The organism is Acinetobacter sp. Marseille-Q1623 (assembly GCF_902809895.1).
Taxonomy (GTDB): domain Bacteria; phylum Pseudomonadota; class Gammaproteobacteria; order Pseudomonadales; family Moraxellaceae; genus Acinetobacter; species Acinetobacter piscicola_A.
The window spans coordinates 1,591,308-1,606,558 of record NZ_CADDWG010000001.1 but is presented as its reverse complement, the minus strand read 5'-3'; the positions used below and the strand labels follow the sequence as shown (position 1 = coordinate 1,606,558).

Genomic DNA, 15,251 nt, shown 5'->3' with positions numbered 1-15,251 from the left:
ATTTAATCGACATTTAATAAGAAGCATGTTTAATTTTGAATCATAAACAAGAAAAAGGTGAATATTGCAGAGAATATTCACCTAAAAATTGAGTGTTATGATGCTTTTTTATTGTGATACAGCCAATAATAACTGGCATAACATGCAGCCATAAACAGTAAACAACCAATGAAGCCCGATAACATTTCAGGGTCAGCAGCCATACTTAAACCGGTGATGGTACAGGTGATAAAACCTAAAATGGGCACAAGTGGATACCACGGTGTTCTAAATTTTAATTCAGCCAAGGTACGCCCCTGTTTTAGCCAATTTCTACGGAAATTAAACTGACTCCAACAGATACTCATCCATACGATGACCATGGTAAAAGCAGCAACACCCAATAAATTTTTGAAAATAAAATCAGCACCAAACTGTTCGGAAAGTAAGCCAGGTAAACCACCGATCATGGTCACCAAAATTGCAATAACAGGTGTACCAGACTTGGTCAGTTTAGAGAATATTTTCGGTAATTGTTTTTGTACTGACAGTGCCCACATCATACGAGAGGCAGCATATAAACCTGAGTTGGCAGTTGAAAGTAAGGCAGTGATAATCACAAAACGCATAATATCTTCAGCGTACGGGATCCCAATATGATTAAAGACAGTTACAAAGGGGCTGCTACTTAAACCATCACCATGTCCAGCATTTAAACCTGCATCTTGATAAGGCAATAATGAGCTGATGACAATAATGGTACCAACGAAAAAAATCATCAAACGCCATACAGCAGCATGAATGGCTTTCGGTACATTTTTCTCAGGATTTTCAGTTTCGCCTGCGGCAATCCCGATCATTTCAGTGCCATTGAAGGCAAAATTTACAATCAGCATTGTGGCAAAAATGGGAAATAAACCGTTTGGTAGCCAACCATGTTCAGTCAAATTACTGAATAATGGCGCTGACTCATAACCTGCAAAAGAAATAAACCCAAAGATTGCAGCTAAGCCGACCAAAATGAAAATCGCAACAGTGGCGACTTTGATAAATGACAACCAAAATTCCGATTCGGCAAAAAATCGTGTTGAGTATAAGTTTGAAAATAGAACGCCAAAAATAAAAATGAGTGTCCAAATCCAAATCGAGATGCTTGGAAACCATTCTTGCATGAGTAGCGCAGCCGCGGTGAATTCGGTACCGAGTGTTGCTGACCAACCGAGCCAATACATCCAAGACACCATATAACCCGTACCAGGACCAATATTATTGGCAGCAAAAGCACCAAATGAACCTGTAACAGGCTGGTTAACGGCTAATTCTCCTAAACATAACATGACCATGTAGGCAATCAGGCCACCAATGATGTACGAAATAACAGCACCAAGCGGGCCCGCTTGTTGAATCACAGAACCAGAACTTAAAAATAGACCTGTACCAATCGCACCGCCGAGTGACAACATAATGAGGTGACGGCGAGACATGGCTCTTTTTAAAGAAATCGGTTGTCCTTCAGCATGCGGTTGCTGAGGATCAGAGGCAGGAGATGACATAATGAATGTAACGTTAGATTTTTAAAAATGTATTTTAGGATAAAATATGAAAATTCACAAAACATGAACATGTAAATCACCTGAGAAATAAGTCTAAGTGTCTTTTTATGTATAGAAAATAAGGTTTTTTCCTAGTGAGAAATAATTTTATTTTCACAATATGAGAATATTGTGCAATGTATGCTTGGAAATAAATCTGAAAAAAGCCCATTGTCATCATAATTCTCTAGCAAAGTTTTGCTACAATCCATGTAATGCTATTCAGAGAGATGTTTTGTGCTGCCATTTAAACTTTGGGTCGATGCCGATGCCTTACCAAAAATATTGCGTGAAGTGATCATTCGTGCTTCGGATCGTTATCAACTTGAAGTCACTTTTGTTGCTAACCAACCTGTTGGAATTACACCTTCTGTACGCATCAACTCGATTCAAGCACTCAGTGGTGCTGACCAAGCTGACCAAGAAATCGTGGAACGTATGCAAGCGAATGATATTGTCATTACCCAAGATATTCCACTTGCGGCACAAGTGATTGAAAAGGGAGGAATCGCAATTCATCCACGTGGTGAGGTCTATACCGATGCAAATGTCAAAGCACGCCTACATTTACGTGATTTTATGGATACTTTACGTGGAGCAGGGGTACAAACAGGTGGACCACCCCCTATTTCTGAACGCGATAAGCGTGAATTTTCAAGTAGTTTAGATCAAACCATTTTAAAGCAAAAACGTAAAACCGCAGCGCAATAGCAGGACAGTTCGATGCCATCGAAAAACAATATCATGATGACCTATATTTTGTTGGTCTTCATTTGGGCGAGTACACCTTTAGCAATTGTGTGGAGTGTGCAAGACATTCACCTGATGTGGGCTTTAGTGATCCGCTTTTTGATTGCTTTGCCGATCGCCATTTTGTTGTTGCTGGTTTTAAAAATCAAATTTCCTGTAAACAAAATTGCTTTACATAGTTATTTTGCAGGGTCATTTAGTTTAATCGGTTCACAAATTTTTACCTATGCGGCAACCAGTTATTTAAGCTCAGGCATTATTGCTTTGATGTTTGGTTTAGCCCCCATTATGGCGGGTTTGATCGGACGTTTTGGTTTTCAACAAAAATTACAGACATTGCAATGGATAGGTATGTGTGTTTCGGTCTGTGGTTTAGCCATTATTTGTACCAGTGGTGGAGCAGAGCAGCGTGTGCACCCGATCGGTATTGCTTTGATGTTAATGAGTGTTTTTACTTATGCATTGTCGATCTTTTGGGTCAAAAAAGTGAATGCAACGGTTGAGCCGATGGCACAAGCAACAGGTTCAATTTTAATCTCTACGCTTATGGCACTCTGTATTGTGCCGTTTATTTGGCAATATGCACCTGACCACATTCCTGAGGCAAAATCTTTATTTGCATTATTGTATACAGTGATTATGGCATCTTTGATTGCCATGTTTTGTTATTTCAAATTGGTACAAAATATCAAAGCTACTACATTGTCATTAACGACCGTGATGACCCCAATGCTAGCAATGTTATTTGGTGCACTTTTGAATAATGAAAGTTTATCCTTCATGATATTTGTCGGTGCAAGTGTATTGTTATTTGGTCTGTTCTTGTACTTTTTCAAAGATTTAAAAGCAAGTCGTGAGCTTGCTCATAAAATTAAATCTTCATCATAAATATGTATATTTTTATGCAGACATACATGATTTAACACATTCTGCGAGTTTGACTCTATCTTGGGGGTGCAATGTCACGAAATATGCACCAATTCGATAATCCTCTTGCTCGTCAGAAATACGCTCTGAGTAAGCAATTTGTGCCGTTGCTGCAATATGAAAGAAGTTTTCAGCATGGCTTAAAGTTACATGAATATACGTGCCTTCATTGATATTTTGTTTGCTAAAAAAGCTAAAACCACTCTCTGAAAAATTCACATTTTGTGGTGTTGGTAACATGGTTTGTACAATTGAATCATACAGAGAGCCTGTAATGAGGTTTAATTTTTGGTTGAATAAGGATAAGATTCGAGCAATTTGTTGATCTTTTTCATTTAATTGGTCTAATTCGTATTGAAGTGCATGATCAAATTGATCTAATTCTGCAAGTAGTAGAAAATAGCGCGGCAATACAAAATTTGGATCGTATGGATCGTTAAGGGCGACATCGTCAGAAATGATCTGATAATTGATTCTTAAGGCAGCATCGATTCGAGACATCACGCGACGCTCGTTGGCTTCAGTTTGATGCTGTAACGTTTCCATAAAACACCTCGGACTTTGATGGTATGTTTAAACCAATCTCGCTGTATATAGGGTTGAGATATACTCGCGCACGGCGTAGTAATCACTTTATTTCTTTTATCGCCTTGGTGTCTATGATCGGTCTAACCCTTGGCGTTGCGGTTCTTATTACAGTTTTATCTGTGATGAACGGCTTTGACCGTGAACTGAAAAATCGTGTTTTAGGCATGGTGCCGCAAGCCACTGTTTCATCCACGCAGATTTTAACAGACTGGCCCACACTTGCAAAGAAAATTGAGAAACATGAACATGTTACTGGGGTAGCACCTTTTACTCAATTGCAAGGGATGTTAACGGCACAAGGGCGTGTCGCAGGGATCATGGTCAGTGGGATCGAACCCAAGTATGAAAAGAATGTATCAATTATTCAAAATCATATGGTTGAGGGGAGTATTGATCAGCTGAAAAAAGGTGAATTTGGCATCGTACTGGGTAAACAAATGACGGATGCTCTCGGTTTGAGCTTGAATGACAGCATCACCTTAGTTCTTCCTGAAGCGACACCTTCACCTGCGGGCGTAGTACCACGTTTTAAACGTTTTAAAATTGTGGGGATTTTTAGTATTGGGGCAGAAGTAGATTCAAGTCTGGGTTATATTGCTTTGAATGATGCATCTACGTTGCTACGTCTACCTGATGGCGCACAAGGTGTGCGGATGAAGTTGGATAATATTTTCCTTGCACCACAAGTTGCCAATGAAATTGTTCAAGATTTACCTTCAGGTTTTTATGCATCTGACTGGACCTATACACATGGTAATTTATTTAGTGCCATTCAAATGGAAAAAGCCATGGTCAGTCTATTGTTGTTCCTGATCGTTTTGGTGGCTGCATTTAATATTGTGTCATCTTTGGTTATGGTCGTGACAGATAAAAAATCTGATATTGCCATTTTACGTACGCTTGGTGCATCACCTGCAACCATTACCAAAATTTTTATGGTGCAAGGTACGGTCATCGGTGTAGTTGGAACCTTGGCGGGAGCTGTGTTAGGTGTAATCTCTGCACTTGGAATCAGTAATCTAATCGATTGGATGAATAATTTGTTTGGTTGGCATTTATTTGATGCTTATTTTATTAATTATTTACCTTCATATTTACGTTGGCAAGATGTGTTGCTGATTGTCTGTGTGTCACTTGCCCTCAGTTTTCTTGCGACGATTTATCCTGCATTACGTGCTGCAAAAATTCAACCAGCGGAGGCACTTCGTTATGAATAGTAATGTGGTGCTTGAAGCCAAAGACATTTCAAAATCTTTTACCGATGGTAAGTCAACCGTTGATGTGATCAAAGCCTTGTCTTTGCAAGTTCATCAAGGTGAGTTTGTTTCTATTGTTGGTTCAAGTGGTTCGGGTAAAAGTACCTTGCTGCATATTTTGGGTGGCTTAGATCGTCCATCACAAGGTATTGTAAATTTAAATGGACAACGCTTTGATAACTTAGGTGAGGCAGAACGTGGTTTCTTGCGTAATCAACACCTCGGTTTTGTCTACCAGTTTCACCATTTATTACCTGAATTTTCAGCATTGGAAAATGTGGCAATGCCATTGATGTTGCGTAAAGATGCTGAGTTTAAAAAAGTCAAAGAACGTGCAGAGTACTTGCTCAATCGTGTGGGTTTATCACATCGTCTGACGCATAAGCCTGGTGAGTTATCGGGTGGTGAACGGCAACGTGTGGCATTGGCACGTGCTTTGGTCACACAGCCAAAATTAATGCTTGCTGATGAACCGACAGGTAACTTAGACCGTAAAACTGCAGTCACGATTTTTGAATTATTACGTGATTTACGGCATGAGTTTAATATGGCAATGTTAATCGTAACGCATGATGAGCAATTGGCAAAATCTGCGGATAAAGTGCTACACATGCAAGATGGTGTGTGGATCACTGAATAACCTACGTTATTTTTAAATACCGATTTAAAATAACGCGATAAATCCGATCAAAAACCTTGTTAAAGCTCATGAAAATGGGCTTTAATTCATTGAAAACATCAACAAAAAAATAATAAGTATGTGGTATGTCTACTCACTCTGTTTAGGTTGGATCATTGGCATCAGTTGTATGGGCAATGTCATCCCAAATCATTTAAATATCATCTTATTTTTTAATTTTATTTTTATTGTTTTCGTGGCTATTTCTTCTATTTTAAAATGGAAATTAGTACGTTCTAACATTATTAAAATTATCCTACATTTAAGCTTAGGGCTGAGTATGTTTATTGGCGCTTGGTTTTATGCAGATCATGCTTTGCAACAACGTTTGCAATTGCGAGTTCAGCAGATCTTAAATGTTTCGGCATTGGTCTATGTTGATAAAATCAGTCAAGTTTCAATAGATACAGACCAAGTACGTACTAAATATACGGTATGGTTACTTAATCATGCTGCACAACCGATTAAAATCAGTGTTGATTTAAAACAAGGGCAAAGCCCATTAGCATTAGGTCACTATTACCAAATTTCAGGAAAATTAAAGCCAGCACATAGTTATGCGGTTGCGGGTGTATTTGATAAAGAGCGTTGGTTTTTACAAGAAAATATGATGGGGAGTTTAAATGCTCAATTTATTCAACCGATCGATACACTCCAAGTTTCTGCATTAGGTTATGCAAAATTTGTGCAGCAGCATGATTCGTGGTGGTCGAAGTTTAAATTAGGCATTGAAATGCAGCGTTTAGCATTTCGAAAGCGCATTGAAAATAGTAGTTTGCAACAAAAAGGCTTACTTTTGGCATTGTTGACGGGGGATGAAAGTTTACTTTCGAGTGATACACAGCATTTATTTCAACGCTTAGGAATTTCACATTTATTGGCGATTTCAGGCCCTCATGTGTTGATTTTTGCCATTTTATTTTGTTCAATTTTTCAAAGGGCTATTCAAAAGTTTCGTCCAGAATTTTATTTAAAATGTCCGAAGCCTTATTTATTGATGATTCCCTTTTTGGCATGTGTAGCCTTGTATAGCGCATTTGTCGGTTTTGAAATTCCTGCTTTGCGTACGTTGCTCACCGTTACATTATGCAGTGTTCTGATTTGGCTGAGGCAGTCTTTGTCTGCGCTCAAAATTTTATTGCTCAGTGCGAGTATTTTATTATGGGTGGACCCTTTTAGTATTTTATCAGCGGCATTTTGGCTGTCTTATGGGGCGTGTTTTATTTTAATTCGTGTTTATCAAACGCTGCAACAACAACCGTCGCAATATCAAACACTTTTCCAAAAAACAATTTTTTATCTTAAAGTTTTAGTGGAGTCACAGTGGAAAGTATTTATTGCACTGTTCCCTTTAATGATTTTTATTTTTCAAAAAGTGGCTTGGGTTGCACCACTCAGTAATTTATTTGCGATTCCTTTGATCGGAGCGGTGGTAGTGCCCCTCGAAGTGATTGGGGCATGTTTGAGTTTGCTTTTTACCCCTTTAGGAAGCATATTTTTTGCTGTGGCAGATTGGGTTTTATCCATTTTATTACATATTTTAAATGTTTTAGATCAAATTTTTTCTCAAAACTTACAGTGGTTTGCTTTTACACCATGGATGACCCTATGTTTGGCATTGGCGATTTTTATTCTATTTTTACCCCGCGGTGTCATGTCTAAAGCTTGGGTGGGGATCTGCTGTATTCCTTTGATTTTTCCACAACAAAAACAATCTGACTTTACATTAACGGTGCTAGATGTTGCACAAGGGCAAGCCATTTTCCTCAATTTACCCACACATAAAATGATGATTGATACTGGGGGATCATTTGATGAAATAAAATTTAGTATTGGTCGACAAGTGGTCATCCCTTATTTAAAGCAACAAGGTGTTCATCAGCTTGATCAAGTGATTTTATCACATTTAGATCAAGACCATAGTGGGGCATTTCCTGCGATTGCAGAGGAAATAAAAGTAAAACAGATTTGGTCAAATGAAAATGATGGAAGATTTGCCAAGGAAAATTTTCAGTATTGTCATGCAGGGCAAGTTTGGCAATATGCGCAAGTGAAAATACAGGTTTTAGCACCACCTGAAAATAGCCTAAGCAATGTGGTTTCTCAACAAAATGAGCTTTCATGTATCGTGTATATTCAAGTACAAAATGCTCAAAATAATCAAAATTTTTTAATTATGGGAGATGCAGGTTGGGAAGCAGAGTTTGATTTGCTACAACATTATCCAAACTTAAAAGTAGATGTGCTCGTTTTAGGACATCATGGCAGTCAACATAGTTCAGCGTATGCATTTTTAGATAAGCTTAAACCTAAAGTCGCAGTCATTTCAGCAGGTTTTGACAACCGTTATGGACATCCACATTCGATTGTTTTGGCTCGACTAAAAGCCCTGAATATTCCTATGGTGAGTACGATTGAACAGGGTAGTATTCAGTTTCAACTCGATGCACAGAAAAATATGCAGATGAGCAATTATCGTAGCTCAAAGATGTGGCTCGTCCGCTAGGCTGTGACTTTGTTCTTTAATTGCATTAATTCGTGCAATCGCCTGTTCAGTCGATACGGTATATAAATCTCTAAGCTCAGGATTGGCTTTAAAACGTTTATAACTCCAATGATAATGCTCAGGAAAACGTTCAATCAAATGTTCAAGTGCTTGATGAATAATGCGTGTGCCGTCATTGGCTGTTCCTTGATAAATCTGCTCATCCATGGGTTCAATAAACATATCAAAATCATCAGATTCATTGCGAATGGCATATAGAAGTAAAGATTTTGCTTTGGTTTTTTGAATCAATTTGGCACTAAGATTACTTGAAGCTAAAGGAACACCAAAATAATCAATCAGTTCACCACCGGCATTGGGGGTGTGGTCAGGTAAAATGACGGTTGTCCCCCCTTGTTTTAGGGCTTTGAAAATTTGGCGTACGCCAGATTCATCTGTGGGGACTAAATTGGCTTGATCACGACTACGGGCATCACGGACAAACTCATCAGCATCAGGGTTTTTAATCGGTTTATACATAATCGTCATTTGCGTATGCTGTGCAAACCATGGATTCATGATTTCCCATGTACCAAAATGCGGTACAATCAACACCAAACCTTTACCTTCAGCAAGGGCTTCATGCACGAAGTGTTCACCATGAATTTGACGAATTCTAGAAATATTTTTTTCAGTTGAGCTGCCCCAAATACTAAAAAATTCCATATAAGACTGTAATTCATTACGAATTGCAGTGCGTGTAATGTGTTCCCGTTGTTGCTTATTCAGATGGGGTAAACAGATTTCGATATTCAGGCGTATCGTTTTTGATGTTTTAGACACATGTAATAAATTGACAATCCCTGCCAATATACGTGCATAAAATCTAGAAAAAAGAATAGGTTGACGACCAAAAAAATGGAGTAGTCGAGTGGTTGTGGATTTTTGCTTTTCAGTCATCGTTTATCTATATTTAAAACTGAGCCAAAGTGCTAGTGAATTGTAAATTATTATAAGTGAATTATGTCGATTTAGACAGTTTAACTGAATTAGTTGTATATAATGATGCCTTAAAAATTAATTTGGATGGTATGTATGTCCGATTGGCCACCGAAACCACATAATGAAAATACTCCATTAGGTAGTTCTGTACCACAACAACCGACAGGTCAAGAATGGCAACTTTTAGAAAAAGTTGTTTTGGCGTCAGTACAAGAACAGCGTCGCAGTCGCCGTTGGGGAATATTCTTTAAAATTCTAACTTTCTCATATATTTTTATTTTGCTTGGCTTTTTATTGTTTGGAAAAAGCTGTTCATCAGGGGATGATGCAACAGGTTCAACTTCAGAATCGCACTTGGGTATAGTCAATATCGTGGGCACGATTGATTCAAGTAATCAAGGTGTAAATAGCACGGATACCATTAAGTCGCTGAAAAAAGCCTTTGAAGCAAGTGCAGCTAAAGCTGTAGTACTTAATGTCAATTCACCAGGTGGCTCTCCTGTACAATCTGATGATATTTGGCAAGAGATTCGTTATTTAAAGCAGCAACATCCAGAGAAAAAAGTCTATGCAGTTATTGGAGATATGGGGGCTTCAGGCGCTTATTATATTGCGTCAGCTGCGGATGAGATTTGGGTAAATCCGTCAAGCCTAGTCGGTTCTATCGGTGTGATTATGCCGAATTACGGTGTCAGTGGTTTAGCGCAAAAGTTAGGTGTAGAAGATCGTACCATGACCTCAGGTGCAAACAAAGACATTTTGAGTATGACCAAACCTGTGAGTCCTGAGCAAAAAGCGCATATTCAAGCATTATTGGACAATGTGCATTCACATTTTATTACGGCAGTAAAACAAGGTCGTGGTGAAAAGTTAAAATCGAATGATCCTGCGATTTTCTCAGGACTGTTTTGGACAGGTGAGCAAGCCATTAAGTTAGGAGTTGCAGACAAAGCAGGCAATATAGAAACGCTAAAACGTGAATTAAAAATCAAAAAAACGGTGAACTATACCGTTGAACGTAGTCCATTTGATTCAGTATTAGGTCGTTTAGGTTCGGAAATGGGACATGGTGTAGGTGAAGCAATGAGCCAAAAAATTAACATGAACCAAGATGTAAAAATGCAATAAGTTATGCTTTCGCTTCTTTCTATTCCAAGATTAGGAAGAAGCTTTTTTCATCATTTAAACCAGTAGAAATTGAAAAACATGTGTCGTTCAAAGCAGTCCAAACCACTGATTCATTTTGCGCATGCAAATGGTGTGCCCTCGAAAGTCTATTCAAAATTATTTGATCTTTTAAGTGATCAATATGACGTTATTTATGTGCCATTACTTGGTCCAGATCGCCGCTATCCAATTACACAAGGTTGGCAGGATTTGGTTGATCAAGTGATCGATAGTATTGTGCAGCAAGCACAAGGACGTAAAGTCATTGGTTTGGGACATTCTTTGGGCGCTGTCTTAACCTTGATGGCATCTTATAAGCGACCAGAATTATTTGAAAAAGTAATTTTGCTTGATCCTCCTTTAATTGTAGGACAAGCCTCATTTGCACTGTTCCTCACCAAAATTTTTCATCCAAAAATGGTCGATAAAATCACTCCAGCAGGTTTGAGCATTAAACGCCGAGATCATTGGGAATCGCGTGAACAAGCTGCGCTACTACTGCGACCAAAAGGTTTTTATCAACATTTTGATGCAGACTGTTTTCATGATTATATTCAGTATGCTCTAGTGGAAGATCCTGTCCGCGGTGGAGTAGAGCTGGCAATTTCTAAATATGATGAGGTCGATATTTTTCGTACCAATTCAATTTCTTGGTGGTTACCTAAAGCCAAACCACCGATTACAGCGCAGTTGGTGGTGGGATCGGAAAGTCCATTTTTAACTCGAAAATTTCCGCAAATGATTCAGAAAAAATTAGGTATTCCTTTTAGCATCACTTCAGGGGGGCATATGTTTCCTTTGGAGCATCCTGTAGAAGTGGTACAGTTAATTAAAGACTTAATCCAAATTCCAAAAGATTAGTCCTGTTATTTGTGTTTTAACTATTCATACTAAAAAATAAGCACTTTTAAGTGCTTATTTTTACTTTATTTTAAATAAAATCTAAAGTTATTTCACATGATCAAATTTGATCACCACTTTGTTATTGGCATCTAAAAATTTCAACTCTTTTTTAGAGGCATCATAGTGGGTGACTTGACCTAAAGCTTGGGTATATTTTTGTGGAATATCCGTTGCATTCAGACATGCTCTTTGTGTTGATGCTAGATTAGAGAATTGAATTTGTGTGCCTTTGACCGCATAGCCGCCCATAAAGCGATTACAACCATCTGAACCACTGACGCGCTCATTGTTAAACTGTATAGATGGAACGTCAGATTGTGTTGGATCAGCAGCGAGTTTGGTGCCATAAAGTTCACTAACCACCCAATTTTTATTTTGTAGGTCATTTAAATTACGTTCAGTAGAAGGATTGGACATAGTTGCACAACCCGCCATACTTAAGGTTAAAACCGCACAACTTGAAATAAGGACTGATTTGAGCATTTAATTTCTCCACAGGATTGATGACTATTTGTTTTAATTTATCTATAAAATAAATAGTAGCTTGTATTTATTCAATTTTCAGAGAAATTAACTTAAAAAGTACACAAGTTGCCTAAATGAAAAACATTAATTTGCATATTTTTTGATTTATGAATAACTTCTCTATATAAGATTTACAATTTTGTGCCATAAAGCTTTCACCTGCTTTTTAAATCGTATTGAGATTAAGGAAAATTTTTGTGAAAGACGTTGAATTAAAAGTACCTGAGCAACAAGACCTGATTTTTGAACTAAAAAAAGCCGAACGAGAATTAAGATTAATCGATGATCAAAATCGACCATTGGCAAAATTAGCACTCACCATTCAACTCTATTATTTAGATGGTGCAACAGCAGAATCTAAACGTAAAGCATTAGAGATCATAGCGCAGTTTAAACAGAAATACGCTCCACATTTGAAAGCTCAGTTCACACAGAGTAACCGAGGTTTTGTAAAGTTTAATGAAAAAAACTATCAAAACTTTTTAAAAAAAGCTGAACAAAATATTCAAGCCAATGACGATTTATTCACTTACTATTTATCTTCTGATGAAGACGGTGAGTTTGCAGATGACTATGTGCTTGAGTTTTTCACAGCATATCCTGATTCAGAATCTGCAACAGATCAAAAGTTAAAACTCTCTTATGCTAGTCTTACTCTGCCTTTATCAACCATTGAAACAAAAGAAGGTTTAGAGGAATATCAACAGTGGATTCATCTATTTATTCATTCTTTTTCTGTTTTTCATGGTTATGCTGGACTGACTCTAAAAACGCCTTATGATCGACACCCATTTCAATCTTATGAATATGATATTACCCATAAATATTGGGGAATTACGCCCGATGGAGGAGCATTTTCTAAACATGAATGGCAAACCGGTCTCAGAAGTATAAGTTGGCAAACTTTTATTGGGGCTAGATTAAAAGATAAAGTGATTCAACAACCTTATTATCAAGAAACCTTGAAAAATTATCCGGACGTGAAAAATTCTGAGATAAATGGATGCTTAATTTTACAAGCGGGAGATATTCCTCGTTTAGCTAATGTCAAAGAACCTTTACCTTTAAGCTATGTTGTTGTTAATCAATTATGCCGAATTATTATGACTAAAAAACCTTTTGATGCTTTACATACAGGTAACCAAGGTAATCTATATTCCTACCCACAAACATATTATTGGTTACATCGTTGGAATAATGATAACTTTGAAAAGGGAATATTTAATCCTCAAGGCAAAAAACAAGAATTACTCCACGTACTGGGTAAATATAAATATGATCGTCAACTTGTTCCGTATTCAGGGATGTGGAAACCATTTGATTTTGAGGGATTTCCACAGCATTTAATAGTTGGTCAAGAATTTCCAGAAGAAGCTAAATATATTTTGGAAGATGATATTATTGATAGCAAAAATGCAGTGTGGTGTTTAGAAAAAAGAGATGATCATGGACCTGTTTTATTACCTAATCCCTTTTAAGAATATTTAAAATTAACATAATACAGCTTAATACTACAGAACCAGATTGATAGTATAATTTTCCAAGTAATAAAAAACGCATCCGAAGATGCGTTATTAAATTACACATTTTTTAAAATTTACAGAACTGAATAGGTTGTTTTAATACTTGACCCTTATACAGGACTTGACCATTTTCCATATGCTGAATCGTACCATTACAGATCCATTCAACTGCTTGTGGATAAATCAAGTGTTCAAGCGTATGTACTCGTTCAGCTAAAGTGTCGACAGTGTCATGTAAATGAACTTGAACCACACCTTGCGTCAGGGCTTGACCTGCATCGAGTTCTGCTGTGACGTAATGCACCGTACAACCATGTAGCATATCACCCGTATTTAAAACACGTTGATGCGTATGCATGCCTTTGTAATGGGGTAATAGAGAAGGGTGAATATTCACCATTTTCCCCTGCCAAGCATTGACAAAGCCTGCACTCAGAATTCGCATAAAGCCCGCAAGAATCACCAAATCAACATCCCAATCCAGTAATTGTTGATGCATCACTGCATCAAAAGCCTCACGATTCGGAAATTGTTTGTGTTCAATGATGGCAGTTGAGATGCCTGCGTGTTGTGCACGTTGTAAAGCATAAGCTTCAGGTTTATTGGAAATAACCCCTACAATTTTTCCTGAAAGATTTGCATCAATCAGGGCTTGTAAGTTACTTCCACTACCAGAAACAAGTACAGCAATTTTGATCATGGGATTGATGACTGAATTATGCGAAAATCACGCGGATTTTTTCGTCAGCACCTTCAACAGATTCAGCATTATCTTGGATGAAACCCAGTTTCCATGCTTTTTCACCCAATGTGTTGAGCAACTGAACTGTTTTGTCTGCATCGTTTGCATCAACAGCTATCACCATACCTACACCACAGTTAAATGCACGGTACATTTCGAATTGGTCAACACCACCTTCTTTTTGGAGGAGTTGGAACAATTCTGGCCATTGCCAAGAAGATTCATTAATTACCGCTTGTGCACCATTTGGTAATACACGTGGTAAGTTACCTGGTAAACCGCCACCCGTGATATGCGCCATCGCGTGAACATCAACTTGTTTGATTAATTCAAGAATTGATTTTACATAAATGCGTGTTGGTTCCATTGCTGTATCTGCAAGTGGGCGACCATCCACAATTTGTGTTAAATCAACATTTTTGACATCGAGGATTTTACGAAGCAATGAGTAACCGTTTGAATGTGCACCTGAAGATGCTACACCAATCAAAACATCACCCGCTTTTACTTTGCTGCCGTCAATAATTTTGCTTTGCTCAACTACACCTACACAGAAACCTGCTAAGTCATAGTCTTCGCCTTCATACATGCCTGGCATTTCAGCAGTTTCACCACCGACCAATGCACAGCCTGCAAGCTCACAACCTTTACCAATACCCGTAACAACATTGGCAGCAACATCAACATTTAAGTGACCTGTTGCATAGTAGTCAAGGAAGAATAATGGTTCAGCACCACATACGAGAAGATCGTTTACACACATTGCCACCAAGTCTTGACCAATCGTGTCATGACGGTTTAAGTTCAATGCTAAACGTAATTTTGTACCAACACCGTCTGTGCCAGATACGAGAACAGGTTCTTCATAACCTTTAGGAATTTTACAAAGTGCGCCGAAGCCGCCTAGACCGCCCATTACTTCAGGACGAGTGGTACGTTTAGCGACAGATTTGATGCGATCGACAAGTGCGTCGCCCGCTTCAATATCGACACCAGCGTCTTTATAGCTTAAACCAGTGTTTGGGGTAGAAGTTGAGTTGCTCATATTTGAAGTCTCCGCATTCGCGCGGCGATTATACCCGAATATACGAAACTCTTATGTTATTTCTGTACTAAAATGCTATCTTTATTGA

The 15,251-nt window shown here is 38.0% G+C and carries 14 protein-coding genes; 8 read left to right on the top strand and 6 right to left on the bottom strand.

The genetic code is table 11. The annotated features are described in order from the left end of the window. Window positions 1-95 precede the first annotated feature (95 nt). Window positions 96-1,532 carry an amino acid permease gene (locus HUV91_RS07625; protein ID WP_130072868.1) on the bottom strand — a complete coding sequence of 479 codons (1,437 nt, stop codon included), beginning with the start codon at window positions 1,530-1,532 and terminating at the stop codon, window positions 96-98. Between the two features lie 276 nt (window positions 1,533-1,808). On the opposite strand from HUV91_RS07625, the gene HUV91_RS07620 reads away from it, so the two are divergent. Next, window positions 1,809-2,282: a YaiI/YqxD family protein gene (locus tag HUV91_RS07620; protein ID WP_130072867.1), complete on the top strand. Its 474-nt coding sequence runs from the start codon at window positions 1,809-1,811 to the stop codon at window positions 2,280-2,282. Between the two features lie 12 nt (window positions 2,283-2,294). Further along, window positions 2,295-3,209 (top strand): DMT family transporter, encoded by a 915-nt coding sequence (locus HUV91_RS07615; RefSeq protein ID WP_174493030.1) that lies wholly within the window; start codon window positions 2,295-2,297, stop codon window positions 3,207-3,209. 12 nt (window positions 3,210-3,221) lie between these two features. Here HUV91_RS07615 and HUV91_RS07610 read toward each other — a convergent pair whose 3' ends face one another. Continuing rightward, window positions 3,222-3,794, bottom strand: coding sequence for a PilZ domain-containing protein (locus HUV91_RS07610; RefSeq protein ID WP_130072865.1), 573 nt, complete (start codon window positions 3,792-3,794; stop codon window positions 3,222-3,224). A gap of 23 nt (window positions 3,795-3,817) precedes the next feature. Here HUV91_RS07610 and HUV91_RS07605 point away from each other — a divergent pair, with 23 nt between their 5' ends. From HUV91_RS07605 to HUV91_RS07595, 3 genes are all read left to right on the top strand, one after another. Then, on the top strand, window positions 3,818-5,053 hold the full coding sequence (locus HUV91_RS07605; protein WP_130072864.1) for a lipoprotein-releasing ABC transporter permease subunit: 1,236 nt from the start codon (window positions 3,818-3,820) through the stop codon (window positions 5,051-5,053). Continuing rightward, window positions 5,046-5,732, top strand: coding sequence for a lipoprotein-releasing ABC transporter ATP-binding protein LolD (gene lolD / locus HUV91_RS07600; protein ID WP_130072863.1), 687 nt, complete (start codon window positions 5,046-5,048; stop codon window positions 5,730-5,732). Before HUV91_RS07605 ends, lolD begins: the two co-directional genes overlap by 8 nt. A 118-nt stretch (window positions 5,733-5,850) precedes the next feature. Next, window positions 5,851-8,277, top strand: a complete 2,427-nt coding sequence (locus HUV91_RS07595) for a DNA internalization-related competence protein ComEC/Rec2 (protein WP_217431193.1) — start codon at window positions 5,851-5,853, stop codon at window positions 8,275-8,277. On the opposite strand, the gene HUV91_RS07590 is transcribed toward HUV91_RS07595, so the two are convergent. Next, a complete protein-coding gene (locus HUV91_RS07590; protein WP_174493029.1) occupies window positions 8,254-9,216 on the bottom strand; it encodes a lysophospholipid acyltransferase family protein in 963 nt (320 codons plus the stop codon). The genes HUV91_RS07595 and HUV91_RS07590 overlap by 24 nt on opposite strands. Window positions 9,217-9,351: 135 nt before the next feature. Here HUV91_RS07590 and sppA point away from each other — a divergent pair, with 135 nt between their 5' ends. Beyond that, window positions 9,352-10,386 carry a signal peptide peptidase SppA gene (sppA, locus tag HUV91_RS07585; RefSeq protein ID WP_174493028.1) on the top strand — a complete coding sequence of 345 codons (1,035 nt, stop codon included), beginning with the start codon at window positions 9,352-9,354 and terminating at the stop codon, window positions 10,384-10,386. A 78-nt stretch (window positions 10,387-10,464) separates the two neighbouring features. Then, entirely contained in the window at window positions 10,465-11,286 is an 822-nt protein-coding gene (locus HUV91_RS07580; RefSeq protein ID WP_174493027.1) for an alpha/beta hydrolase, read from the top strand. A gap of 87 nt (window positions 11,287-11,373) precedes the next feature. On the opposite strand, the gene HUV91_RS07575 is transcribed toward HUV91_RS07580, so the two are convergent. After that, window positions 11,374-11,811: an META domain-containing protein gene (locus tag HUV91_RS07575; RefSeq protein ID WP_130072859.1), complete on the bottom strand. Its 438-nt coding sequence runs from the start codon at window positions 11,809-11,811 to the stop codon at window positions 11,374-11,376. A gap of 239 nt (window positions 11,812-12,050) precedes the next feature. Between HUV91_RS07575 and HUV91_RS07570 the strand changes: the two genes are divergently transcribed. After that, window positions 12,051-13,331, top strand: coding sequence for a type VI immunity family protein (locus HUV91_RS07570; protein ID WP_174493026.1), 1,281 nt, complete (start codon window positions 12,051-12,053; stop codon window positions 13,329-13,331). A 112-nt stretch (window positions 13,332-13,443) separates the two neighbouring features. Here the strand turns inward: HUV91_RS07570 and purN are convergent, their stop codons facing one another. Further along, a complete protein-coding gene (gene purN, locus HUV91_RS07565) occupies window positions 13,444-14,076 on the bottom strand; it encodes a phosphoribosylglycinamide formyltransferase (protein WP_130072857.1) in 633 nt (210 codons plus the stop codon). 16 nt (window positions 14,077-14,092) lie between these two features. Next, window positions 14,093-15,163 carry a phosphoribosylformylglycinamidine cyclo-ligase gene (gene purM, locus HUV91_RS07560; RefSeq protein ID WP_130072856.1) on the bottom strand — a complete coding sequence of 357 codons (1,071 nt, stop codon included), beginning with the start codon at window positions 15,161-15,163 and terminating at the stop codon, window positions 14,093-14,095. Window positions 15,164-15,251 lie beyond the last annotated feature (88 nt).

Excerpts from the sequence above, each read along its gene's own strand:
- HUV91_RS07625 (WP_130072868.1), bottom strand. The coding sequence starts at position 1,532 with ATGTCATCTCCTGCCTCTGATCCTCAGCAACCGCATGCTGAAGGACAA.
- HUV91_RS07615 (WP_174493030.1), top strand. The coding sequence starts at position 2,295 with ATGCCATCGAAAAACAATATCATGATGACCTATATTTTGTTGGTCTTC.
- HUV91_RS07610 (WP_130072865.1), bottom strand. The coding sequence starts at position 3,794 with ATGGAAACGTTACAGCATCAAACTGAAGCCAACGAGCGTCGCGTGATG.
- HUV91_RS07605 (WP_130072864.1), top strand. The coding sequence starts at position 3,818 with ATGTTTAAACCAATCTCGCTGTATATAGGGTTGAGATATACTCGCGCA.
- lolD (WP_130072863.1), top strand. The coding sequence starts at position 5,046 with ATGAATAGTAATGTGGTGCTTGAAGCCAAAGACATTTCAAAATCTTTT.
- HUV91_RS07595 (WP_217431193.1), top strand. The coding sequence starts at position 5,851 with ATGTGGTATGTCTACTCACTCTGTTTAGGTTGGATCATTGGCATCAGT.
- HUV91_RS07590 (WP_174493029.1), bottom strand. The coding sequence starts at position 9,216 with ATGACTGAAAAGCAAAAATCCACAACCACTCGACTACTCCATTTTTTT.
- sppA (WP_174493028.1), top strand. The coding sequence starts at position 9,352 with ATGTCCGATTGGCCACCGAAACCACATAATGAAAATACTCCATTAGGT.
- HUV91_RS07580 (WP_174493027.1), top strand. The coding sequence starts at position 10,465 with ATGTGTCGTTCAAAGCAGTCCAAACCACTGATTCATTTTGCGCATGCA.
- HUV91_RS07575 (WP_130072859.1), bottom strand. The coding sequence starts at position 11,811 with ATGCTCAAATCAGTCCTTATTTCAAGTTGTGCGGTTTTAACCTTAAGT.
- purN (WP_130072857.1), bottom strand. The coding sequence starts at position 14,076 with ATGATCAAAATTGCTGTACTTGTTTCTGGTAGTGGAAGTAACTTACAA.
- purM (WP_130072856.1), bottom strand. The coding sequence starts at position 15,163 with ATGAGCAACTCAACTTCTACCCCAAACACTGGTTTAAGCTATAAAGAC.